General features: G+C 62.8%; 17 protein-coding genes and 1 pseudogene. 12 read left to right on the top strand and 6 right to left on the bottom strand.

Going from position 1 to position 24,144, the window contains the following annotated elements:
* Positions 1–192: 192 nt before the first annotated feature.
* The 10 genes from soxR to A7X77_RS15435 all read left to right on the top strand — a co-directional run bounded on the left by soxR (position 193) and on the right by A7X77_RS15435 (position 11,104).
* Positions 193–663, top strand: a complete 471-nt coding sequence (gene soxR / locus A7X77_RS15480; protein WP_064683764.1) for a redox-sensitive transcriptional activator SoxR — start codon at positions 193–195, stop codon at positions 661–663.
* A gap of 120 nt (positions 664–783) precedes the next feature.
* The gene (locus A7X77_RS15475) at positions 784–1,554 is read left to right on the top strand and encodes an SDR family NAD(P)-dependent oxidoreductase (protein ID WP_064683980.1); all 771 of its coding nucleotides are present in this window, start codon (positions 784–786) and stop codon (positions 1,552–1,554) included.
* A gap of 102 nt (positions 1,555–1,656) precedes the next feature.
* The gene (locus A7X77_RS15470; RefSeq protein ID WP_064683763.1) at positions 1,657–1,998 is read left to right on the top strand and encodes an ArsR/SmtB family transcription factor; all 342 of its coding nucleotides are present in this window, start codon (positions 1,657–1,659) and stop codon (positions 1,996–1,998) included.
* 79 nt (positions 1,999–2,077) lie between these two features.
* Positions 2,078–2,971: a LysR family transcriptional regulator gene (locus tag A7X77_RS15465; RefSeq protein WP_012485454.1), complete on the top strand. Its 894-nt coding sequence runs from the start codon at positions 2,078–2,080 to the stop codon at positions 2,969–2,971.
* Between the two features lie 132 nt (positions 2,972–3,103).
* Positions 3,104–3,583, top strand: coding sequence for a formate dehydrogenase subunit gamma (locus tag A7X77_RS15460; RefSeq protein WP_064683762.1), 480 nt, complete (start codon positions 3,104–3,106; stop codon positions 3,581–3,583).
* Positions 3,580–5,136 (top strand): formate dehydrogenase beta subunit, encoded by a 1,557-nt coding sequence (locus A7X77_RS15455; RefSeq protein ID WP_064683761.1) that lies wholly within the window; start codon positions 3,580–3,582, stop codon positions 5,134–5,136. Before A7X77_RS15460 ends, A7X77_RS15455 begins: the two co-directional genes overlap by 4 nt.
* Positions 5,137–5,199: 63 nt before the next feature.
* Positions 5,200–8,079: a formate dehydrogenase subunit alpha gene (gene fdhF, locus A7X77_RS15450; RefSeq protein ID WP_064683760.1), complete on the top strand. Its 2,880-nt coding sequence runs from the start codon at positions 5,200–5,202 to the stop codon at positions 8,077–8,079.
* 122 nt (positions 8,080–8,201) lie between these two features.
* A complete protein-coding gene (fdhD, locus tag A7X77_RS15445) occupies positions 8,202–9,026 on the top strand; it encodes a formate dehydrogenase accessory sulfurtransferase FdhD (protein ID WP_064683759.1) in 825 nt (274 codons plus the stop codon).
* Positions 9,016–9,261: a formate dehydrogenase subunit delta gene (locus A7X77_RS15440; protein WP_064683758.1), complete on the top strand. Its 246-nt coding sequence runs from the start codon at positions 9,016–9,018 to the stop codon at positions 9,259–9,261. Before fdhD ends, A7X77_RS15440 begins: the two co-directional genes overlap by 11 nt.
* Before the next feature lie 184 nt (positions 9,262–9,445).
* Positions 9,446–11,104 (top strand): OFA family MFS transporter, encoded by a 1,659-nt coding sequence (locus A7X77_RS15435; RefSeq protein WP_064683757.1) that lies wholly within the window; start codon positions 9,446–9,448, stop codon positions 11,102–11,104.
* Between the two features lie 291 nt (positions 11,105–11,395).
* Here A7X77_RS15435 and A7X77_RS15430 read toward each other — a convergent pair whose 3' ends face one another.
* The 3 genes from A7X77_RS15430 to rocF form a co-directional block, all read right to left on the bottom strand.
* Complete coding sequence (locus A7X77_RS15430; RefSeq protein ID WP_011427049.1) at positions 11,396–11,872, bottom strand: chemotaxis protein CheW; 477 nt, start codon at positions 11,870–11,872, stop codon at positions 11,396–11,398.
* A gap of 174 nt (positions 11,873–12,046) precedes the next feature.
* Positions 12,047–13,246 (bottom strand): ornithine--oxo-acid transaminase, encoded by a 1,200-nt coding sequence (rocD, locus tag A7X77_RS15425; protein ID WP_064683756.1) that lies wholly within the window; start codon positions 13,244–13,246, stop codon positions 12,047–12,049.
* A gap of 41 nt (positions 13,247–13,287) precedes the next feature.
* A complete protein-coding gene (gene rocF, locus A7X77_RS15420) occupies positions 13,288–14,223 on the bottom strand; it encodes an arginase (RefSeq protein WP_064683755.1) in 936 nt (311 codons plus the stop codon).
* 122 nt (positions 14,224–14,345) lie between these two features.
* On the opposite strand from rocF, the gene A7X77_RS15415 reads away from it, so the two are divergent.
* Positions 14,346–14,783 carry an Lrp/AsnC family transcriptional regulator gene (locus A7X77_RS15415; RefSeq protein ID WP_197486844.1) on the top strand — a complete coding sequence of 146 codons (438 nt, stop codon included), beginning with the start codon at positions 14,346–14,348 and terminating at the stop codon, positions 14,781–14,783.
* 66 nt (positions 14,784–14,849) lie between these two features.
* Here the strand turns inward: A7X77_RS15415 and A7X77_RS15410 are convergent, their stop codons facing one another.
* The 3 genes from A7X77_RS15410 to A7X77_RS15400 form a co-directional block, all read right to left on the bottom strand.
* Positions 14,850–21,272 carry a translocation/assembly module TamB domain-containing protein gene (locus tag A7X77_RS15410; protein ID WP_064683978.1) on the bottom strand — a complete coding sequence of 2,141 codons (6,423 nt, stop codon included), beginning with the start codon at positions 21,270–21,272 and terminating at the stop codon, positions 14,850–14,852.
* Between the two features lie 66 nt (positions 21,273–21,338).
* Entirely contained in the window at positions 21,339–23,267 is a 1,929-nt protein-coding gene (locus tag A7X77_RS15405) for an autotransporter assembly complex protein TamA (protein ID WP_197486843.1), read from the bottom strand.
* Positions 23,268–23,435: 168 nt separating this feature from the next.
* A complete protein-coding gene (locus A7X77_RS15400) occupies positions 23,436–23,693 on the bottom strand; it encodes a YMGG-like glycine zipper-containing protein (protein WP_004679653.1) in 258 nt (85 codons plus the stop codon).
* 326 nt (positions 23,694–24,019) lie between these two features.
* Between A7X77_RS15400 and A7X77_RS33085 the strand changes: the two are divergent.
* A pseudogene (locus A7X77_RS33085) lies at positions 24,020–24,144 on the top strand (5-aminolevulinate synthase); the annotation flags it as partial.

The following is a 24,144-nucleotide window of genomic DNA, read 5'->3' as shown; positions in this document are numbered from 1 at the left end:
AACGGAACCCGAGCTCGTCTCAGGCGGCTATCCGGCAGGACGCGGTCGTGGCGAAGGTGGCAAATGCCGGCGCCATGATTTCAGTCTGTTATCGACCGGGGTGATCTCACTGTCGCTCCTTCCTGCGCCTGGCCTTTACGCCCGGGGGAGCAGGCGTTATAAAACCTCAACCAATATTGAGGTCAAGAGGCGATGGATACGATCACCGTTACGCCGCTCGGCAGGCTTTTGACGGTCGGCGAAGTGGCGGAACGCAGCGGTCTTGCCGTCTCGGCGTTGCATTTCTATGAGGCCAAGGGGCTGATCTCCAGCATCCGCACGCGCGGCAATCAGCGGCGCTACGGACGTGACGTGCTTCGCCGGCTCGGCATCATCAAGGTGGCCCAACGTGTCGGCATTCCGCTCTCGGAAATCCAGACGGCGTTTGTCTCCCTGCCGCAGGGGCGCACGCCGACGGTCGCCGACTGGCAGACGCTGTCAGCGCGCTGGAAGAATGAACTCGACGAGCGAATCAGACGGCTCAGCCTGCTGCGAGACCGTCTGACCGGCTGCATCGGCTGCGGCTGTCTGTCGATCGAAAGCTGTCCCTTGCGCAATCCCTGCGATCGGCTTGGCGAGGAAGGACCGGGTGCGCGGCTTCTGGAGAGCGGGAACGAAAGCTGAGCCTCCGGAACTCTGCCCTGCGGCGGAAAGATCGATGCGTGCCTTTCTTTCGGCCGGCGGGCTCATATGTTAAGGGCGAATGACGCAACCGGCGGCATCGTCCGCGAGGAGGACGGCTTCGTGTTCCATCCGAGATTATTTGAAAATCGCAATGTCGTCGTCACCGGCGCCGGGCGGGGCATCGGCCTCGAGGTGGCCCGGCAGTTCCTGGACTGCGGCGCGAAGGTGATCGTCCATACTGGGCGCAAACCGGGACGGGATCTGCCGGATTTCCTGCTGACGGCTGCATCGGAAAGACGGGCGCTGTTGCTGAACGCCGATTTCACCGCCGTCGGCGGCGCTGCGCAATTTGCAGAGGACGCTCTCGCCTTCTTCGACAAGGTGCATGTGCTCGTCAATAATGCCGGCACCATGCTTGGCCGTTTTCCGGCTGCGACGCTCACCGACGCAGATTATGAAGCGATCGTGCGGCTGAACCAGACGTCGGTGGTGGCGCTGACCCGGGCGCTGTTGCCGGCGTTGAAGGCAGCCGAGGGCGCCGCCATCGTCAACACGGTTTCGATTTCAGCGCTGACCGGCGGCAGTCCCGGTTCTTCGGTCTATTCAGCCTCGAAAGCCTTCGTTTCCACCTATTCCAAGGCGCTTGCCCGTGAGCTGGCGCCGGATGGCATCCGGGTCAATTGCGTCTCGCCGGGAACGATCGAAACGGATTTCCATGAGCGCTATTCCTCCCGCGAAAAGCTGGAGCAGACGCGGAAATCCATTCCCCTGCAACGACTCGGCACGGCCGAGGATTGCGCTCCCGCCTATCTGTTCCTGGCGGCTTCTTCGCTCTCCGGATACATTACGGGCCAAGTCCTCGAGATCAACGGTGGTCAGCTTATCTGCTGATTTACTTGGACCTTTTTTGGCATTTCATCACATTTGACGAATTCGCTTGTGCGAATATGCTATTGTGCTGATCTACCTTTTGCTTCCCTTCCGAGATGCCGAATGCCGTTGCCTAAACCGGAGCCGGGGATGACCGGCCAGGAATTGCACAAACTCGCTGCCAAAGCCCATGAAGCGAGCGATCTGCTGAAGGCGCTGGCGCATCAGAGCCGACTTCTGATCCTCTGTATCCTCGCGAATGAGGAGCGGACGGTGGGTGAAATCGAGAATATTCTCGGCATACAACAGGCAATGGTCTCGCAGCAACTGGCGCGTCTGAGGCTCGAAGGGCTGGTCAATACGCGCCGTCAGGGCAGGCTGGTCTATTACAGCATCGGCAATCTCAGCGTGCTTGCATTCCTCGAATCGCTGTTCGATCTTTTTCCGGCTGCCGAAAGCGGTTAAAGCATGTCGGGTCGCGCGGCGGCTGCCGCGCAGAAGATGGGCTGGATCCGGATGATATCATGCCGGGTCGGGAGACCGGATGATCGACAAGCTGGAATTCTTCATCGCCCTTGCCAATGAAAAGCATTTCGGCCGCGCTGCGGAGGAATGCGGGATTTCACAGCCGACGCTCTCGGCCGCCATCCGCCAGCTGGAGGATCAGCTCGGCGTCATGCTGGTGCAGCGCGGGTCGCGGTTTCAGGGGCTGACGCCGGAGGGGCAGCGCGTGCTCGAATGGGCGCGGCGCATCGTCGGCGATGCCCGCACCATGCGCGAGGAAATGCGTGCGGCGCGGCGCGGTCTTTCCGGCCACATTCGACTCGCCGCCATTCCGACCGCGCTCGCCATGCTGTCGCGCATCACCACGCCCTTTCAGGAACGACATCCGGGCGTGACCTTCTCGATCGTCTCGCGCAATTCGCTGCAGGTGCTGAGCATGCTCGAAAATCTCGAGATCGACGCCGGTATCACCTATCTTGAAAATGAGCCGCTCGGCCGCGTCACCAGTGTTCCCCTCTATGCCGAGCGCTATCATCTGATCACGGCTGCGGGTAGCCCGCTGTCTGATCGCGACAGCGTGACCTGGAAGGAGGTCGGCGATCTTCGGCTTTGCCTATTGACTGCCGACATGCAGAACCGGCGCATCATCAACCGGCACCTGACGGAAGCGGGCGCGACAGTGCATCCAACCCTCGAATCCAACTCGATGATCGTGCTGTTCTCGCATGTCAGAACCGGGCGGTGGGCAAGCATCATGCCGCGCAACGTCGCAAAATCATTTGGATTCCCAATAGAGATCCGAATGATTCCGATCGTTGAACCGGAGGCCCACCATCTGGTCGGCCTGGTCGCGCCCTATCGCGAGCCCTTCACGCCGCTCGTGTCGGCCTTGCTGCATGAGGCGCGCGTGCTCGTGCGGGATGAAGAACTCTGATAGGAAAAACCTATCAATCCACAAGACAGCTTTATTGATCGTCGCCGGCTTCCTTGAGATGCTGTGTGAGGGATGGCCTCAGCTGGGGAGGGCGCCATTCCGCAACGAGCCAGCGGCTGGGAGGGCTGCCTTATGACCATTCATATCGCCGAAGGCGATATCGCAGCGCGCACGCGTTCCATTGTCGCCGACCTTCGCTTCCTTGAAGGGCCGCTGCTGCCCATTCTGCATCAAGTTCAGCAGGAATTCGGTTATGTGCCGCAGCAAGCCTTGCCCGTGATCGCGGAGGAACTGAACCTTTCGCGCGCCGAGGTGCATGGCGTGATGAGCTTTTATCACGATTATCGCGACCACCCTGCCGGGCGGCATGTGCTGAAGCTCTGTCGCGCCGAGGCCTGTCAGTCGATGGGCGGCGACGCGCTGGCTGAGCGCATCAAGGCGCTGCTCGGCATCGATTTTCACCAGACGACGCTCGACGGCAGCGTGACGCTGGAAGCGGTCTACTGCCTCGGGCTCTGCGCCTGCGGCCCATCGGCGATGCTCGACGGCGAGGTGTACGGCCGGGTCGACGATCAGGTGGCGACGGAACTCGTCGCGGAGGCGCGTCGATGACAGTCAAGATATATGTTCCGCGCGATGCCGCTGCGCTGGCGCTCGGGGCCGAAAAGGTGGCAAAGGCGATTGCCCAGGAGATCGTCGCCCGCGGCCTCGATGCCGAGATTGTGCGCAACGGCTCGCGCGGAATGTTCTGGCTGGAGCCGCTGGTCGAGGTGGACCTTGCCGGCAAGCGCATCGGCTACGGACCGGTGAAGGCCAAGGATGTGTCCGGTCTTTTCGACGCCGGCATCGTCAATGGTGGCGATCACCCGCTCTGCCTCGGGGAGGTTGAAGACCTCCCGTTCCTGAAGCAACAGACCCGCCTTACCTTCGCCCGCTGCGGCGTCATCGATCCCCTCTCGCTATCGGATTACGAGGCGCATGGCGGCCTTGCCGGCCTCCGCCGCGCCGTTTCGATGGCGCCCGCCGAAATCGTCAAGGAGGTCACCGATTCCGGCCTGCGTGGACGCGGCGGCGCGGGTTTCCCCACAGGCATCAAGTGGAAGACCGTTCTCGATGCAGCCGGCGACCGCAAATATATCGTCTGCAATGCCGATGAGGGCGACAGCGGCACCTTTGCCGACCGGATGATCATGGAGGGCGATCCTTTCGTGCTGATCGAAGGCATGGCGATATCAGGACTTGCGACCGGCGCCACGAAGGGCTTCGTCTACACGCGGTCGGAATATCCGCATGCGATCGCTGCGATGAGCGAGGCCGTCGGCATCGCTCGGCAGGCCGGGATCCTCGGCCCGTCGGTTCTCGGCTCGGGCCGCGCCTTCGATATCGAGGTGCGCACCGGCGCCGGCGCCTATGTCTGCGGCGAGGAGACGGCCCTGTTGAACAGCCTCGAAGGCAAGCGCGGCGTCGTGCGCGCCAAGCCGCCGCTGCCGGCGCATAAGGGGCTGTTCGACTGTCCGACGGTCATCAACAACGTGATCTCCCTCGCTTCCGTGCCCGTGATCATGGAGAAGGGCGCCGCCTTCTATCGCGATTTCGGCATGGGCCGCTCGCGCGGCACCATCCCGCTGCAGATCGCCGGCAATATCAGATATGGCGGTCTTTACGAAACCGCCTTCGGTCTTTCGCTCGGCGATATCGTCGACAGGATCGGCGGCGGTACGGCGACGGGACGGCCGGTCAAGGCCGTGCAGGTCGGGGGGCCGCTCGGGGCTTATTTCCCGCGGGCGCTGTTCGACACGCCGTTCGATTACGAATCCTTCGCCGCCAGGGACGGGCTGATCGGCCATGCCGGCATCGTCGTCTTCGACGACACCGCCGATATGCTGAAGCAGGCGCGTTTCGCCATGGAATTCTGCGCCGTCGAAAGCTGCGGCAAGTGCACGCCCTGCCGCATCGGCTCGACGCGCGGCGTCGAGACGGCCGACAAGATCGCCCACGGCATCGAGCCGGAGAAGAACCGGGCTCTGCTGGCCGATCTCTGCAATACGATGAAACTCGGCTCGCTCTGCGCGCTCGGCGGTTTCACGCCCTATCCCGTCATGAGCGCGATGACGCATTTCCCGGAGGATTTTTCGCCGGCGCCGATCGCGGAGGCGGCTGAGTGATGACTTTCCACCCGTCAACTTCCTGCCAATTGCTCATTTCCACGTCCATACAGGAGGCCGACTATGTCTCTCATCCATGAAATCGACTACGGCACTCCCGCTTCGAAATCGGAAACCATGGTGACGCTGACCATCGACGGGCAGCAGATCAGCGTGCCGGAGGGCACGTCGATCATGCGCGCCTCGATGGAAGCCGGCATCGAGGTGCCGAAGCTCTGCGCCACCGACATGATGGATGCCTTCGGCTCCTGCCGGCTCTGTCTCGTCGAGATCGAGGGCCGGGCCGGCCTGCCGGCCTCCTGCACGACGCCGGTGGCGGCCAACATGGTGGTACGCACGCAGACGGATCGGCTGAAGGACGTCCGCCGCGGCGTGATGGAACTCTACATATCCGACCACCCGCTCGACTGTCTGACCTGTGCAGCCAACGGCGATTGCGAATTGCAGGACATGGCAGGTGCCGTCGGCCTGCGCGACGTGCGCTACGGCTATGACGGCGACAACCACGTCAGGGCGCGCAACAATGGCGAGATCAATCTGAAATGGACGCCGAAGGACGAGTCCAATCCCTATTTCACCTTTGACCCCTCCAAGTGCATCGTCTGTTCGCGTTGCGTGCGCGCCTGCGAGGAGGTGCAAGGCACCTTCGCGCTGACGATCGAGGGGCGCGGTTTCGAATCCAAGGTTTCGGCGGGTGCGCATGAAGCCTTCATCGACTCCGAATGCGTCTCCTGCGGCGCCTGCGTTCAGGCCTGCCCAACGGCGACACTGACCGAGAAGTCGGTGATTGCGATCGGCCAGCCCGAGCATTCGGCTATCACTACCTGCGCCTATTGCGGCGTCGGCTGTTCCTTCAAGGCGGAAATGCGCGGCGAGGAGCTGGTGCGCATGGTTCCCTGGAAAGACGGCCAGGCCAACCGCGGCCATTCCTGCGTCAAGGGTCGCTTCGCTTACGGCTATTCAACCCATAAGGATCGCATCCTCAACCCGATGATTCGGGAAAAGGTCAGCGATCCCTGGCGGGAGGTGAGCTGGGACGAGGCCTTTGCGCATGTGGCGTCGGAGTTCCGCCGCATCCAGTATCAGTATGGCCGCGAGGCGATCGGCGGGATTACCTCGTCGCGCTGCACCAATGAGGAAACCTATCTGGTGCAGAAGCTGGTCCGTGCCGGGTTCGGCAACAACAATGTCGATACCTGCGCCCGCGTCTGCCATTCGCCGACCGGCTACGGCCTCGGCCAGACATTCGGCACCTCGGCCGGCACGCAGGATTTCGACAGCGTCGAGCAGTCCGATGTCGTTGTCATCATCGGCGCCAACCCGACCGACGGTCATCCGGTATTCGCTTCGCGGCTGAAGAAGCGGCTGCGCCAGGGCGCCAAGTTGATTGTCATCGATCCGCGCCGCACCGATATCGTCCGGTCGCCGCATATCGAGGCCTCCTACCACCTGCCGCTGAAGCCCGGCACCAATGTGGCCGTCATGACGGCGCTGGCACATGTGATCGTCACCGAAGGCCTCTACGACGAGACCTTCATCCGCGAGCGTTGCGACTGGTCGGAATTCGAGGACTGGGCGGCCTTCGTCGCCGAACCGGCGCATAGCCCCGAAGAGACCGAGGTCTTCACCGGCGTTCCGGCGGCGGACCTGCGCGGCGCGGCAAGGCTCTATGCCAAGGGCGGCAACGGCGCGATCTATTACGGTCTCGGCGTCACCGAACACAGCCAGGGTTCGACCACGGTCATCGCGATCGCCAATCTGGCGATGGCGACCGGCAATATCGGCCGTCCCGGCGTCGGCGTGAATCCGCTGCGCGGCCAGAACAACGTGCAAGGCTCCTGCGACATGGGCTCCTTCCCGCACGAGCTGCCGGGCTACCGGCATATTTCCGACGATGCGACACGCGACATCTTCGAAAAGCTCTGGGGTGTGAAGCTCGACAACGAGCCGGGCCTGCGCATCCCCAACATGCTGGATGCGGCGGTCGACGGCTCGTTCAAGGGCCTCTATGTCCAGGGCGAGGACATCCTCCAGTCCGATCCCGACACCAAACATGTCGCGGCCGGCCTTGCGGCGATGGAATGCGTCGTCGTTCAGGACCTGTTCCTCAACGAGACCGCCAATTACGCCCATGTCTTTCTGCCAGGCTCGACCTTCCTCGAGAAGGACGGCACCTTCACCAATGCCGAGCGCCGCATCAATCGCGTGCGCAAGGTGATGACGCCGCGCAACGGTTATGGCGACTGGGAGGTGACGCAGAAGCTTGCCCAGACGATGGGACTCGACTGGAACTACAGCCATCCGTCGGAGATCATGGACGAGATCGCGGCGACCACGCCGAGTTTCGCGTTGGTGTCCTACGACTATCTCGACAAGCTGGGCTCGGTGCAGTGGCCCTGCAACGAGAAGAACCCGCTCGGCTCGCCGATCATGCATGTTAACGGCTTCGTGCGCGGCAAGGGCAAGTTCATCCGCACCGAATATGTGGCGACCGACGAACGCACCGGTCCGCGCTTCCCGCTGCTGCTTACCACCGGCCGCATCCTCAGCCAGTACAATGTCGGGGCGCAGACGCGGCGGACCGAGAATGTCGTCTGGCATGCGGAAGACCGGCTGGAAATCCATCCGCACGATGCCGAACAGCGCGGCGTCCGCGACGGCGACTGGGTGAAGCTCATGAGCCGCTCCGGCGATACGACGCTCCGGGCGCTGATCACCGATCGCGTGGCGCCCGGCGTCGTCTATACGACCTTCCATCATCCCAATACGCAGGCGAACGTCATCACCACCGACTTTTCCGATTGGGCGACGAACTGCCCGGAATATAAGGTGACGGCGGTGCAGGTCTCGCCTTCCAACGGGCCGAGCGACTGGCAGATGGAATATGACGAGCAGGCACGGCAATCGCGCCGCATTGCCGGCAAGCTCGAGGCTGCGGAGTGACAATGGGGGGACGGTTCGGCGTTGTCAGCGACGCTTCTCCCCGTTGGAGTCCGAAGGACGGGGCGAGACCGGCGGCTCGACCCCGGGCGGTGTCCAAAAGGGCGGATGAGAGCGCGTAAGCCATGACTTTCCCCACCACTGCCCATGCCCCCGAAACCGCCCGCCGCAACGGCCTGATGCACAGCGCCTCTCGTATCGTGCCGGAGGAAGTGCCGATCGCCTTTTCCTATGGCGGCAGCTCGCATGCGGTCATGATGGCGACACCCGCTGATCTCGAAGACTTTGCCGTCGGCTTCAGCCTGACCGAAGGGATCATCGCCGGGCGGGCGGAGATATCGGGCATCGAGGTCGTTGCGGGTGAGCAGGGAATCGACGTGCAGGTCAGCCTTGTCGACGACGTCGCCGATCGGCTGCGGGCGCGGCGCCGCAGCATGGCGGGGCCGGTCGGCTGCGGGCTCTGCGGCATCGAATCGATCGAACAGGCGGTGCGGCCGGTCCCGGATGTCTCGACATCACCGCTGTTGCTCTCGCATGCCGATATCATTCGCGCCGTTTCGCTTCTGAACGAGGCGCAGCCGCTGCATCGCGAGACGCGGGCGGTGCATGGCGCCGCCTTCTATCGTCCCGGCAGAGGTCTGATTGCCGTGCGCGAAGATGTCGGCCGGCACAATGCGCTGGACAAGCTTTGCGGCGCCGTCATCGGCTGCGGCGAAAGCGGCGATGATGGCGCCGTCGTCGTCACCAGCCGGCTTTCGGTCGAGATGGTGCAGAAGGCGGCAATCCTCCGCAGCCCGGTGCTTATCGCCATTTCAGCGCCGACGGCTCTCGCCATTCGCACGGCCGAAAAAGCCGGCATGACGCTCGTCGCCCTGGTGCGCGGCGAGGACTTCGAGATTTTCACCCACCCGCACCGCATCTCGCCCGGAAGCATCGCCGATGTCGCATGATACCAAGACCAAACTCGTCTACATGGCAAACCAGATCGCCACCTTCTTCAAGAGCCAGCCGGCAAGCGAGGCCGCTGCGGGCGTCGCCAATCATATCAACAAATTCTGGGAGCCGCGTATGCGGCGGCAATTGTTCGAAATTCTGGAAAAGGAGGAAAACGGCCTGGATGCGCTCGTGCTGCAGGCCGCTCCCATGATCCGCAAACCGGAGGCGGAAACACACCAGATCCGATGATCCCATCTGGCTCATGCCGGCAGAGGCAGCAGCATGCTGCCTTTCGCATTCACTACCCTCAAAATTTAAATCGATTTAGACATAATCCAGGCGAAAATTCAAAGTGGTATTGCGTCCTTTGCGCTCCTGAAAAGATGGGTGGCGCTCCAATCACAGCAAGGTCTGAAACAAAGAGGAGTTGTTCATGACTGCAGCGGAAACACGTACAGACGGAGCGGTGGCTGGCTCAGGCCTGCTCGATCGCGAAAGGATCGTGGCCACGCCCGGTTTCAACAGGTGGCTGGTGCCGCCGGCCGCATTGGCCATCCATCTCTGCATCGGCATGGCCTATGGTTTCAGCGTATTCTGGCTGCCGCTGTCGAAGTCGCTGGGGATTACCGCATCGACCGCCTGCCCAGATCTGACCCTCGGCTCGGCATTGTTCACCACGACCTGCGACTGGCGGGTTGCCGATCTCGGCTGGATCTATACGCTGTTTTTCGTCCTGCTCGGCTCGTCGGCCGCCATCTGGGGCGGCTGGCTCGAGCGGGCCGGCCCGCGCAAGGCGGGTGTCGTTTCCGCCTGCTGCTGGTGCGGTGGCATTGTGCTTGCCGCCGTCGGCGTCATCACCCATCAGCTGTGGTTGATGTGGCTCGGCGCCGGCGTTATCGGCGGCATCGGTCTCGGCCTCGGTTACATCTCTCCGGTTTCGACGCTGATCAAATGGTTTCCCGACCGGCGCGGCATGGCGACCGGCATGGCGATCATGGGCTTCGGCGGCGGCGCGATGATCGGCGCTCCACTTGCCAATCTGCTGATGAATGCCTTCAAGACCGATACGTCGGTCGGCGTCTGGCAGACCTTCATCGTCATGGCGGCGATCTATTTCGTCTTCATGATGGGCGGCGCCTTCGGCTACCGCATCCCGCCGGCCGGCTGGCGCCCGGAAGGCTGGACGCCGCCGGCGGCCAAGAGCACGATGATCACCACCAAACACGTGCACCTGCGTGACGCCCACAAGACCAAGCAGTTCTGGCTGATCTGGGCCGTGCTCTGCCTCAACGTTTCGGCCGGTATCGGCGTTCTCGGCGTGGCCTCGCCGATGCTGCAGGAAATCTTCGCCGGTTCGCTGATTGGCTTGCCGGATGTCGCCTTTGCGCAGCTCGATGCCGGGCAGAAGGCATCGATCGCCACGATCGCCGCCGGTTTCGCCGGCCTGCTGTCGCTCTTCAACATCGGCGGACGGTTCTTCTGGGCGTCGTTGTCCGACAAGATCGGCCGCAAGAACACCTATTACAGCTTCTTCGTCATCGGCATCGTGCTCTATGCGCTGGCGCCCACTTTTGCCGGCATGGGCAACAAGGCCCTGTTCGTTCTCGCCTTCGGCATCATCCTGTCGATGTATGGCGGCGGCTTTGCGACCATCCCGGCCTATCTCGCCGATATCTTCGGCACGCAGTTCGTCGGCGCCATCCACGGCCGGCTGCTGACGGCCTGGGCAACGGCCGGCGTCGTCGGTCCTGTCGTCGTGAACTATATCCGCGAAGCGCAGATCGCCGCCGGCGTCGCACCCGGCCCGACCCTCTATACCGGCACCATGTATATCCTCGCCGGCATGCTAGCGCTCGGCCTCATCGCCAATGCGTTGGTCAGGCCGCTTCCGGACAAGTGGTTCATGACGGATGACGAGGTCGCGGCATTGCAGGCGAAGTCGGCGGCCGTCAATGCCGGGCCGACAGGCTCCTTCGGCATCGGTACCGGCGGGCTCGACGCCAAGGCGGCGCTTGCCTGGGCGGTCGTCGGCATTCCGCTGCTCTGGGGTGTATGGGTGACGCTGCGGGCCACCTTCGCGCTGTTCGGCTAACCGATCGAAGCGCGCCGAGGCGGTATGCGTCGGTGCGCTTCACCTTGGTCCTCCGTGCATTTCCCGGAATCGATTTATAGGAAAGGGTCGAAGATCAGAACTCTTCCCAGCTCTCGGCGCCTGCCGCGGCAGTGCCTTGCGCCCTGACGACGCGTGAAACGAGATGCCGCGCTGGTGAGCCCGTTGGAGATGGCGCCAAGAATGTATTGCCGCATCCGAAGATTGGTTGCCGTGAGCCAATAAAAAACCGCCCGGAGGGGCGGTTCTCGATGGGCGAATTCTACTGCCGGATCAGGCTGCCAAGTCGTCCGTTTCGTTTTCCTTGAACATCTTGGAGAGGTTCAGGAAGCAGATCATGCCGTTTTCCGACGCGATGATGCCTTCGCAATAGGCGCGATCGAAGGAGGCGGTCACCTCGGGCACCGGCTGAACCTGGCTGGAGGAGATGGTGAGGATATCCGAGACGCGGTCGACGAGCATGCCGATCACCATGCTGTGAACTTCGGCAACGACGATGGCGCTGCGCTCGTTGGCGACGGTGCTCTTCATGCCGAGCTTGTAGGCGAGATCGATAATCGGAATGACCGAGCCGCGCAGGTTCATGACGCCGATGACATCGGCCGGCGCATGCGGGATCGGCGTCGAGGGCGCCCAGCCGCGGATTTCGCGGATGGTCGTGGTCTTGACGCAGAATTCCTGATCATGCAGGCGGAAGGCAATGATCTCGAGCGTATCGCCGCTGAAGCTAGTGGAATTGATCGTGGCCATTAGAATTCTTCCCAACTGTCGTGAGCCAAAGCAGAAGCGAGTGCGCCCCATCACACCACGCGATGGCTTTGCGTTTCGGCGAAGCATCGTTACGGTTACGACGACATTAGCGAAAGAGTGTTGCCCAAATCTAAATCGGAAACCGGATTACCCAGGTTTCAGTCTCGATTTACGTCAGCCGATCGTCTTTTCGATCTGCGAGACCGCCCAGTCGACCTGTTCCCTTGAAATGATCAACGGCGGGGCGAGGCGGATCGTATGGTCGTGCGTGTCCTTGGCGAGAAGGCCGCGCTCCTTCAGCGCATGGCAATATTGGCGTGCCCCGCCGGCTTCGGGCTCCAGCTCGACGGCCATCATCAGGCCGCGGCCGCGCACATCGCGGACGATGTTCGAGCGCATCGACCTCAGGCCTTCGAGGAAATAGTCGCCCATCGCTGCGGCGTTTTCGATCATGCCTTCTTCCGTCAACACCTTCAGCGCAGTGCGCGCCACCGCGCAGGCGAGCGGGTTGCCGCCGAAAGTCGAGCCGTGCTGGCCGGGCTTCAGCACCCCCAGCACCTCGGAATTCGAAAGCACCGCGGATACCGGATAGAAGCCGCCGGACAGCGCCTTGCCGATCAGCGTCACATCGGCCTCGATGCCCTCGTGCTCTTCGGCCAGCAGCTTGCCGGTGCGGCCGAGGCCGGTCTGGATCTCGTCAAGGATGAGGGTGATGTTGTTGGCCGTGCAGAGTTCGCGGATGCGGGTGAAATAACCGGCCGGCGGAATGATGACGCCGGCTTCCCCCTGGATCGGCTCGATCAGCGCCGCCACCGTATTGTCGTTGATGGCGGCGGCGAAAGCCCCGGCATCGCCGAAGGGAATGATGCGAAAGCCCGGCGTGTACGGGCCGAAGCCGTTGCGGGCGTCGGGGTCTGTGGAGAAACTGATGATGCTCAGCGTCCGGCCATGGAAATTGTCGGCGCAGACGATGATCTCCGCCTGTCCTTCCGGCACGCCCTTGACCTCGTATCCCCATTTGCGCACCGCTTTGATGGCGGTCTCCACGGCTTCGGCACCGGAGTTCATCGGCAGGATCTTGTGCGAGCCGGTCAGAGCGGCGAGCTCTTCGTAGAGATAGGCGAGCTGGTCGTTGCGGAAGGCGCGGGAGGTAAGCGTCAGACGGCCCGCCTGCTCGACCATGGCGGCGCGGATCTTGGGATGGCAATGGCCCTGGTTGACGGCGGAATAGGCAGAGAGACAATCAAGATAACGGTTGCCGTCGGTATCCCAGACATAAACGCCTTCGCCGCGAGTCAACACCACGTCGAGCGGCTTGTAATTATTGGCGCCGAGCCGCTGTTCCGTGGCGATCAATTTTTCCGAAGTGGTCATGGCGCTTCTCCCTCAAAGCCTGGTTTATGCGGCACGTGCCTCTATGCGGCACGGGTTGGACGATCGAAGATGCGGCGGCCGAAGAGACTGGCCGTCAGTTCCACCAATATGCGAGCGCTCTTGCCACGATCGTCGAGAAACGGATTCAGTTCGACGAGATCGAGCGACGAGACGAGACCGCTGTCAGACAGCATTTCCATGACAAGATGGGCCTCGCGGAAGGTGGCGCCACCCGGCACAGTCGTGCCGACGCCGGGGGCAATATCGGGATCGAGGAAATCGAGATCGAGACTGACATGCAGCAGGCCGTCGGCGTTGGCGACGACATCGAGGATATGGCGCATGATGGCGCCGATGCCCTGTTCGTCGATGGCGCGCATATCGAAGACGTTGACACCGTGTTCGTGGATTTCCTCGCGCTCGCGCGCATCGACCGAGCGGATCCCGACCTGGAAGACATGCTTCGGATCGACGAAGGGACGGCCCTTCGGCAGAATCTCGGCGAACTCCGCCTCGCCGCAGAAGAAGGCGACGGGCATGCCGTGAATATTGCCGGAGGGGGAAGTGGCCGGAGAATTGAAATCGGCATGGGCATCAAGCCAGAGCACGAAGAGCGGGCGACCCTTGCCGGCGGCATAGCGGGCCATGCCAGAGACGCTGCCCATGGAAAGGCTGTGGTCGCCGCCGAGAATGAGCGGAAAGCGGCCGGAGGCGGCGACCTCATAGACGCTGCCTTCGAGTGCGCGGGTGAAGGCGCCGACGATCCGCAGATTATGGGCCTTGGGGTGATTCGGCAGGTCCATCGCCGGCACGATCCTGAGATCGCCATTATCGACGACATCGTGGCCGAGATCGATCAGCGTCTGGTCGACGCCGGCGATGCGCAGCGCCGCGGGGCCCATGGCAGCACCTCTGCGGCCGGAGCCTTCCTCCAGCGGTGCGCCGATGAGGGTGACAGATCGCGATTGGACATTCATGCGAGGGCTCCGTGTTGAGGCCTGTTTCGGCCGATAGTGAGATAAAGGGCTGCCGGCAAAAAGATGGAAAAGTGTCAGAAATGGATTATGATTGCGCAGATTGATAAAGCTATTTTGACAGAGTGATCAGCGTGGACGATCTCGATACCGAACTCTTGAGTGCCCTTCGCCACAATGCCCGGATTTCCGTTTCCTCGCTTGCGGCTCTGACCGGTGCATCGCGAGCAACGGTCGCCGCCCGCATCGACCGGCTCGTTGCCAGCGGCACCATTGTCGGCTTCACCATCCGTACCGGTCACGAGACGCGATCCGCCGGCGTGCGCGCCATCGTCATGATCGAGGTCCTCGGCAAACTGGCCGACAGGGTAGCCGATCAGCTACGGGGTCTGCCGCAGGTCCGCGCCCTTCACAGCACCAACGGCAAATGGGATTTCGTCGCCGAACTTGAGGATCGCGACCTTGCCTCCTTCGACGAGACGCTGCGCCGCATCCGGCTGATCAACGGTATCAACTCGACGGAGACCAACATTCTATTGAAGACGAGCAAGACGGGTTTTTAGAGCAATCCCAGGAAAAGTGCGAAGCGGTTTTCCGTCCGGGATCGCGCAAAACAAAGGTAAGCCGCCTCAATATTCCCGCTCATAAACGATGCCCGCTTCGCCCGCGCCGTTGCCGCCGGCGGCGCCGCGCAGTTTGACGCCGCGGCCGACATCGAGATTGATGATCGCCTTGGCACCGGCCGCACCGCCCTGCTGCAGTTCGAAATAGGTGCGGTCATTGAGGTAGCGGCCGACGCTGACGCTCGTCTGGCCCTTCTCGTCGGTGCTGATGTCGAAATCGTCGACGCCGAGCTGGTTGCGCAGGCCTTCGAAAAGCGAGGTGGAGCGGTTGCCGGCCAGCTGGCTGACGGCATCGGCGAGCTGGGCGATCTGCACCGGCGATAGCTTCGACATCGACTGGCCGAAGATCAGCTGCGCCAGCACCTCGTCTTGCGGCAGCTGCGGCGAGGAGGAAAAGGTGATCGAAGGATCGGTGGCAAGGCCGGCCACATCAACCGTCAGGGTCGTCGTGCCGGAGGTGGAGGTGGCTTCCATATCGAGCGCCGGCGTTAGATCGCCGGCAAAGGTGATCCTGCTCTTGTCGGAGAAATTCAGACGGCGGTTGAGAATGGTCAATCGGCCGCGGCGCATGGTGAACCCACCGGTGACCACGGGCACTGCCGCCGTTCCGCGGATCGTCACGCGGCCTCCGAGCTCGGCATCGATGCCGCGGCCACGCACGAAGATTTGCGAGGGCGCGTCGATTTCGAGATCGAGGGTGATCACGGAGGATTTCTCGCCGGTTTTCCGCTCGCCGCCATCCCTGAGCTGCGCACGCACCGCCCGCGGCGCGTTCTTATGCCGTATGTCGATTTCGCTGAGCGAGGTCGGCAATTTTTGCGGGACGGTGATCGAGGTCTTGTCCAGCCGCAGCCTGCCGCTCAGCGTCGCGGTCATGATCGGCCCGCGCAGGCCCACTGTCCCGTTGACGGTCGAGACGACGAGGGTTCCGTCGACATAGACTGCCTTGTCGAGCTTGATCGAAATGTCGGCGGGAAAGCCGCCGGCCGGCTGGATACCGATGGTGCCGCTCGCCGAAATCGTGCCGCCGCCGCCAAGATTGCCGCTGAGACGCGATATCACGGCCTGGGTGCCATTGAAGGTCACGGTGGCTGCGAGATTGTTGACGGCAAGGTTGCGTCTGACGTCGACGAGCTTGGCGCCATTGGTCGAGACCGTGCCGTTGATGACAGGTGCTGCGGCCGTTCCGCCGATCGTAAGATTGACGGTTGCGACCCCGTCGGCGACCAGGCCCTGCTGCGCAAGCGGGGTGCCGAGCACCGCGAACGGAACGTTGCCGTTGAAGCGCAGGTCGAGAGCCCGATTGCCTGATATCACGACACTGCCGCCGCCCTTCAGCGACATGCCGGCGTCACCGGCAAGACTGGTGTCGACGGTCAGCCTGTTGTCGGCCAGCTTGCCCGATGCCCCGATGCTGAGCGGCGAAAGACCGGCGCCTTTGGTCTGGCTCGTCGCAGCGTTCTTCCAATCGACCTTGAAATCGACTGCGGGCGCGGACAGCGTGCCGGCCGCCTTGGCGGTCGCCGAGATCGTACCGTCGGCGCCGATACCCGGAACAAAGCCGTTGGCGAGGGCAGCCGGAACATTGGCGGCGTTCGCCGTGACGTCGATCGATCGGATCGAGGTGCCTGCAATGGAAAGATGACCGGCGGCTTTCAGCGCAATGCCGCCGCCGCCGCGGAGATCCGCATCAAAATCGAGCCTGTCTTCGGCATATTTTCCTGTTGCCGCCAGCGCAAGACGGGAAAGGCCGGCCGCCTTGGTGTGGCTGGTCGCCGCATCCTTCCAGCCAAGCTTGAAATCGACGACCGGATTGGCCGGCGTTCCCGATGTGACGGCGCTGGCCGAAAGCGTGCCTTCGGCCCCGAGACCGGGAACAAAGGCATTGGCGATATTTGCCGGCAAGGCGGGAATATCGGCATTGACCGAAAGGTCGCGGATGGCCGTTCCGGCAATCGTGACGCCGCCGGTCGCCTTGGCAAGCACGCCGTCCTTGCCGGCGAGATTGGCATCGAAATCGACCCTGTCATTGGCGAATTTGCCGGATGCCGCGGCGCTGAGATCGGAAAGACCGCTGCTCCTGGTCTGGGCGGTGGCGGCGTTTTTCCAGTCGAGCTTGAAGTCGACAGCGGGCTTGGGAAGCGCGCCTGAGGCAGATGCCGTTCCCGACACCGTGCCCTCCGCCGCAAGGCCGGGAACGAAGCCGTTGGCAAGGCCCGCGGGCAGATTGGCGAGATCGGCCTTGACGTCAAGGTTGCGGACCGAGGCGCCCGATATCGCGACATTGCCCGCAGCTTTCAGCGAGAGGCCGTCCTTGCCGCTGAGATTGGCGTTGAAATCAAGCTTATTGTCAGCGAGGTGGCCCGAAGCGGCAAGCGTAAGGCCGGAAAGTTGGGCGGTTCTGGTGTGGCTGGTTGCGGCATCCGTCCAGTCGAGCTTGAAATCGGCCTTCGGTGCGGCGGGTGTGCCGGCCGCAGAGATGGTGCCGGATATCGTGCCGCCGGCCGCCAGGCCGGGAACGAAGGCGTTGGCGAGAGCGGCGGGGACCTTGGCGATCTCGGCATCGAGCTTTGCGCTGTCGATCGCCGTGCCGGCGAGGGCGACATTGCCAACGGCCTTCAGTGAGAGGCCTTGATCGCCGAGGGCTGCTGCGTTGAAATCCAGCTTGTTCTCGGCAAATTTTCCCGATGCGGTAATGCCAAGAACGGTAAGCCCGGCACGCCTGGTGTGGTTCGTTGCAGCGTCTTTCCAGTTGAGATCAAAATTGGCGGTCGGCGCGGAAAGTGAGCCTGCCGCCGAGATTTTTCCCGAGACCGAGCCTTCGGCAGCAAGATCGGCAACGAAGCCGTTTGCAATGCTTGCCGGGATATTTGCCAGCGTCGCATCGACCTTGGCGGCACCGACCGTCTTGCCGGTGATGGCGACATCGCCGTTTGCCTTGAGAGAGAACCCGTCGACGCCATCGACCGCGGCGTCGAAATCGAGCCTATTGTCGGCGAATTTACCGGATGCCGTCACGCCGAGACCGGCAAGGCCGGCGCGTTTCGTGTGGCTTGTGACGGCATTTTGCCAATGGAGATCGAAATTGGCGGTCGGGGCGGCAGGGGACCCGCTCGCCGAGACCGTCCCGGAGACAAGGCCTGCCGCTGCGAGATCGGGGACGAAACCGTTTGCAACAGCGGCGGGGATATTGGCCAGTGTTGCGTCGATCTTGACGCCGCCGATCGTCGTCCCTGTCATGCCGACATTGCCGTTTGCCTTGAGTGACAGGCTGTCGGCGCCGCTGACCGCGGCATCGAAATCGAGCGTGTTGTTGGCGAATTTGCCGGACGCGGTCACATCAAGCCCCGTAAGGCCGGCGCGCCTGGTGTGGCTCGTCGCGGCACTCTTCCAGGCGAGATCGAAATTGGCGGTCGGAGCCTTGAGGGAGCCAGCGGCGCTCACCTTTCCCGTGATCGCGCCTTCGGCGGCGAGATCGGGAACAAAACCATTGGCGACACGGGCGGGCAGGTTGAGGATATCGGCGTAGATATCGAGCAACGGCGCCGTCGGGTCGGCGAGGCCGACATCGCCGGCCGCCTTGAGCGAGAGGCCGTCGGCGCTGCCGATCGTCGTGTCGAAATCGAGCTTCTTGTCGGCAAATTTGCCGCCGGCGGTGATGGCAAGCGGCGCCAGCCCGGCCCCCTTGATCTGGCCCGTCGTCGCATCCTTCCAGTCAAGTTTGAAGTCGGCGATGGGCGCGGCCGGCGTTCCCGTCACGGCGATCGTTCCGGAGATCGTGCCGCCAGCCGAAAGCTTGGGCACGAAACCGTTGGCGAGCGCTGCCGGCAGCTCCTTAATGACGGCGTCGAGCTTCAGCGTCTCGCCGGCCGAACCGGTAACGCTCACCGAGCCGGTGCCTGTTTTCAGCGTCAGTCCGTCCAGACTGGCGGCGCCGCCGGCGATTTTGACCTGCGTCGCTGCGGCAAGCTCGATCGGGATATTGCGCGGGCTTGCCGAGAAACGATCGAGGTTTACGTCGACTGTGCCGTCTGTCGTCTGGATATTGCCGGCCGCCAGCACCGGATTGCCATCATAGGCAGCAGTGAGATCGAAGGCGGTCTGATTCTGCTGCTTGGTGAAAGCGAGCGAAAGCCCGGCCAGCCTGTTCGCGCCGGCATTCACCTCCTCTGCCCGGACCGTGCCGTTGGCCGCAAAGGCGCTGAGATCGCTCACCGTGACGTCGATCTCGGGTTTGAGGACGGCGAGTGTATCGCGGCGGAGCGAATCGCCGGTCGCCTGCAGTTTCAGCGCAATCCTGCCGCCGTCGCTGGTGACGCCGAGCGATCCCTTGAGATCGCCTTCGGCTTTCTGTCCGCCGAGGGCGGCGAGCAGGCCGATATTGGGAAAATCGAAGGTCAAGGCGCCCGAAGGCGTCAGGGAGGGCGAAAATTCCAGATTGCCGGTCAGCCGGTTGCCGCCGATGTCGGCGGTCAGCGCCGGAATGCTCATCCTGCCGTCCTCGGAGAGGATATCGCCGTTGACGCCGATCGGCTGGCCGTCGATCGTGCCGGTTGCGGCAATCTTACCCTGCGGCGCCTTCGGATCGGCGACGCCCGTGAGGTCGATATTGAGGTTGGCGAGCATGCGATCGGCCATCTGCAGGCTGGCAGCCTTGATATTGGCTGTCACGGAGAGGGCCGGCAGTTCGCCCCCGACCCGCAACGCGTAAGCGGCTCCGCCGCTCGCGCCCGCCATCAGCTTACCGACATCGGGCAGCCGGCCCGAGAGATCGGCGTTCAAGCTCGAGCCGTCGAGCGCGACGTTGCCGGCGGCCTCGAGCGTTCCGGATTTGACGACGAGGTTGGACAGCGCGAATTTCGACGGGATCGTGCCCGCCACCTGGCTTTCGAGCGAGATTGGCCCGTCGAACCTGCTTGTCGCCGCGGCCGGGAGAGCCGCCGGTTCGACGACCAGCTTGATATTGCCGGTCAGAGCGCGGTCCGTCAGCCGATAGGAGCCGTTGAGGCTGCCGTTGATATTGGCGCTTTCGACGGTGGTGCCATTGAAACCAATGCTGCCGGCCGTGATCTGCAGCGGCGCGGCGAGCGTGACCGGGCCTTTGACCGCACGGTTGAGGTTCGGCTCGGCAAAGGTCGCGTCGCCGGCGACGAGGCGCAGCTGGACGCTGCCGGCGCGGGCGGCAAGATTGAAGGCGTCGCTCTTTGCCGTCAGTTTGACGTTGCCGATATCGGCCTGCGGCAGGGTTGCGCTGTCGAGCGAGCCGCTGACGCTCAGTCGCGCCGCCTGCGCGTCGCCGGTCAGCGTCAGGTTGAGGCCGGATATCAGGAAGCGCGCTTCGCCTTCGGCGAGCGGCCAGCGGAAATCGACAGGCCCGGACGTGCCGAGCAGGTTGGCGTTGAGGCTGTTGTTGCCGGCCGGATCAAGCGTGCCTGATGCGGCGATGACGACGCTGCCGGTGGCGATATTGCCGGTCTGAATATCGATCTTGCCCCGGTCGTCGAAGGTTGAGGCAAGGTCGATATTGGTTTGGCCGGCGAACAGCGGCCGGAATGCTGCCGGCAGGAGCGAGCTCAGGTCACCGCCGCCCTTGAGGTCGAGATGGTGCAGTCCGTCGGCGGCGATCGCATGCCGGCCTTCGATTGCGGCCCGCTGCTGTCCGTCGAGCGCGGCCTGCAATTTGCCTCTCCAGTCGGATATCGGTCCTTGGCCGTCGAGGTCGATGTTAACGGCAGGACTATCCGGCAGGCCGAGGAAGCCTGCCAGCAGCCCGCCCTTCGGCTCGGCAAGCTGGGCCTTCAGACGCAGCCTGTTTTCGGCCGGCGCATAAGCGATATCGGCGGTAAGTCGCGCATCCGGGACCGCGTGGCGGCTGACGTTGACGGTGGCTTCCCCGCCGTCGCCGTCTGCCGAGAGGCTGCCTTCGGCGGCGAGCGCAAAGGCGCGCCCGGCAAAGGGTTCGGCAAGCTTGATATTGGGCAGCGCAACCTGGTCGACGTCGATCTTGATCGGCAGAGACAAGCCGCCGGAATTTTCAGCAGCGGGCCGGGAGGGCAGGGTGCGCACCGGCTTGCGCAGTACGTCGATTGCTTCGATCTCGAAGCGTTTGGCGTGGAAGGTTCCGGTCAGCAGCGCCAGCGGATTCCAGTCAATGGCCAAGCCGTGGATTTCAGCAAAGACGCCCCTCGTGTCGGAGATGGAGATCTCCGCGGCGCGAAGCCCGCCGGTCAACAGACCTTCCGGTTCGCGCACCTCGATTGTCATGTCGCGATTGGAAAGCGTGGAGGCAATTTTTTCGGTGACGATACGGGCGCCAAAGGAGGTGAAGCCGAAGATCGCAAGCGCTGCGACAGCGAGAATCAAGCTGGCGCCCACGACATAGCCGGTGAGCCGTATGATCCAGTTGATGATTTTTGCCAGCGTTTGCATCGGCGCGGACATTACCCCGTTTTCATGACGGCTCACAGATCAGATATGACAGCGGAACCGGCAATCCTAGAAGGACTGGCCGATGCCGGCGTAAATTCCATAATCTGTGCCATCTTCGTACTTGTTCAGCGGCACGGCAAAATCAAGCCGCAGCGGGCCGAAAGGTGTGGCATATCGTATCCCGGCGCCGGCGCCGGCGCGGATATCGGAAAAACCAGGGAAGGTGCGGTCCGATACGGTGCCGACATCGACAAAGGGAACGACGCCGATCGTATCGGTGATTTTGATGCGGGCCTCCAGCGACGCTGTGACATAGGAGCGGCCGCCGGTGGCGTCGCCATTGTCGTTGTAAGGCGAGATTTCCTGATAGCTGTATCCGCGCACCGAACCGCCGCCGCCGGCAAAGAAGCGTTGCGTGGCGGGAATATCCTCGATCCCGCCGCCGCCGATCAGTACGCCGCCGGCAAGCTTGCCCGCCAGAACCAGGCGGTCTTCGGCGCCGAACGGCAGATAGCCGGAGATAGAGCCTTCGAAAGCCGCATAGGGCGTAGCATTGAAGATCTCGTAGCCCGGTTTTGCCGAAACCGTCGCACGATAGCCCTCCGTCGGGTTGAACTTATCGTCGCGTGCATCACGATCATATTGGATCGGCAAGGTGAAGGTCAGATAGTCGTTCGTGCCGAAGGCGTCGTCGTCGCGCTCCCAGCTGACTTCGCCGCTCGCCGACACAGTATCCTTATCGGTCAATTCGTAGGACAGGCCGAGCGAGGCGGTGACGAGCGTCGCGTTGTAAGCGTCCGGATTCTGGGTCTTGGCGACGATGCCGGCCTTTAGAGTGGCGGCAGGAAAGAAGGCGCCCGGCTTGGTGAAGAGGATGCCGGCGGAATAGTCGAGGCTGCCGACATCGGTGGTTTCGCCGAGCCGGGAGACGGAGCCCTCGATCCTCAGCGTCTCGGCTTCGCCGAACAGGTTGCGGTGGCCCCAATAGCCCTGAACGCCAAAGCCGTCGGTGGTGGAATATTGCGCGCCGATGCCGAAATAGCGCCGCTTGCCTTCGGAAACCTCGATCGTCATCGGCAAGGTGCCATCCGGCGCCAGCGCATCGCCTTCGTGAATGGTGACGCTCGAAAAGACGCCGAGGGCGCGAAGGCGCTCGCCTGCCTTCTTCAGCGCTTCCGGCGAGTAGGCTTCGCCTTTGTTCAGCCGGGAAAAGCGCTGGATGAAACCGGGCCGGACGGTTTTTTCGCCGGTAACGCCGACATCGCCGATCGGGGCGACAGGCCCGCCTTCGGCGGAAAGCACGATGTCGACCGTATCGCTTCTGTGATCGGCGACGACCTTGCGTTCGGTCAATTTGGCGAAGGGGCGGCCTTCGCTTTTCAACTGCTCGACTATTCTGTCGCCGGCCTTGATGATGGCGAGCGAACCGGCCTCGGCGCCGGGGGCGAGGTCGTAATCGGCAGGATTGCGGTCTGCGGCGTCGCCGCCGAACTGCACTTCCCTGACCCTGAAGACGGGGCCGGGGGTTATCTCGACGGTGACGGGGATCGGCCCGGAGCGGTCGAAGGTCGGATTGGGTGGCAGGTCGTCGATGTTCTGGCCGTCGATGGTGATCGTCACCACACCGCCGTAGCGGGCCTTTTCATACAAGGCGGCAATCAGCCGCTCGCGGTCGTCGCGCGCCTTGACGACGATGCCGAGATCGCCGGAGACGGGCTGTTTCTGGTCGCTGACGAGGCGGGAGCTGTTCTCCAGCGTTTCCTTGAGATCGGGATCGGCGGTGTCGGCCTTAAGTTCGACCTGATAGCGCACCGGATCGGGCACCTGTTGAGCTTCGTCCTCGTCCTTGCCGAAGATAGTAATGCCGAAAAGCTTGAAGGCATAAGCGTCGCCGATCAGGACCGGTGAGAACGCAGCTGCCGCCGCGACCACCATCATGGTGCCTGTTCGCCGATACGCAGTACCTGTTTTCGGGCCTGTCCCTCTAATCCGCATCCGCTGCTTTTGGTTACGCCTACATGAAGCTTCGTTGCCCAGCCGTGAACAGCTTAGCGGCAAAAACGCGCGGGGTGTACCATTTTAAATTGCCAACGCGCTAATTTAGCACAAAAAATCCCGGATGTGTGTCCGGGATTTCCTGTTTTTGCCTTCTTATAAGCGCTCTCAGCGGGGGCAGGCGTCGATGTAGCGGCGGCCGTAGCGGTCGCGATAGTAGCACTGGCCGGGCTGTTCGGCGACGCTACCGATCAGGGCGCCCGACACGCCGCCGATAGCGGCGCCGACCGCCGCGCCACGGACATTGCCGGTGACCGCACCACCAATGACGGCGCCCGATGCAGCTCCGATACCGGCACCCTGCTGGGTCGGCGTGCAGCTTGCAATCGACAAGCCGATCAATGCGAGTATGACAGCTTTCTTCATCTTTCTCTCCGAGGTTGTTGCCCATGGGGCAAAGGCCGTCCCTTTTATTTTTAGTCAGGCTAGACGGAAAACTATGTCGGAAGAATGGGTTGTCCACTGGTGCGCCGATTTTTTTGCGATAATGACCGTCGTCGCCCTTCAGACGGTTCGCGAATTTCGACGGGTGGTTGCGGCATGAATTTGATTGATCGCGGCTACGCAGAATTTTTATCTGGAATCATTCAAAAAACTGGGCCTTTTGCCGCAGTTGATGGTAAAGCAAAAGGTAAGCATTGACGCGCGGACGTCCGGTCGGCAAGAACGGCCGCGTGATACTGGAGCATATGATGGATTTCGAAGCATTTTTCAAAAACGAGCTGGACGGGCTTCATGCCGAGGGCCGCTACCGCGTTTTTGCCGATCTCGAGCGTCACCGCGGCAACTTTCCGCGCGCGACGCGCCATACGGCCGA

This window comes from Rhizobium bangladeshense (assembly GCF_001662075.1).
GTDB classification, from domain to species: Bacteria; Pseudomonadota; Alphaproteobacteria; order Rhizobiales; family Rhizobiaceae; genus Rhizobium; species Rhizobium bangladeshense_B.
Note: the sequence above shows the minus strand (reverse complement) of the source record. Positions and strands in the feature narration are given on the sequence as shown.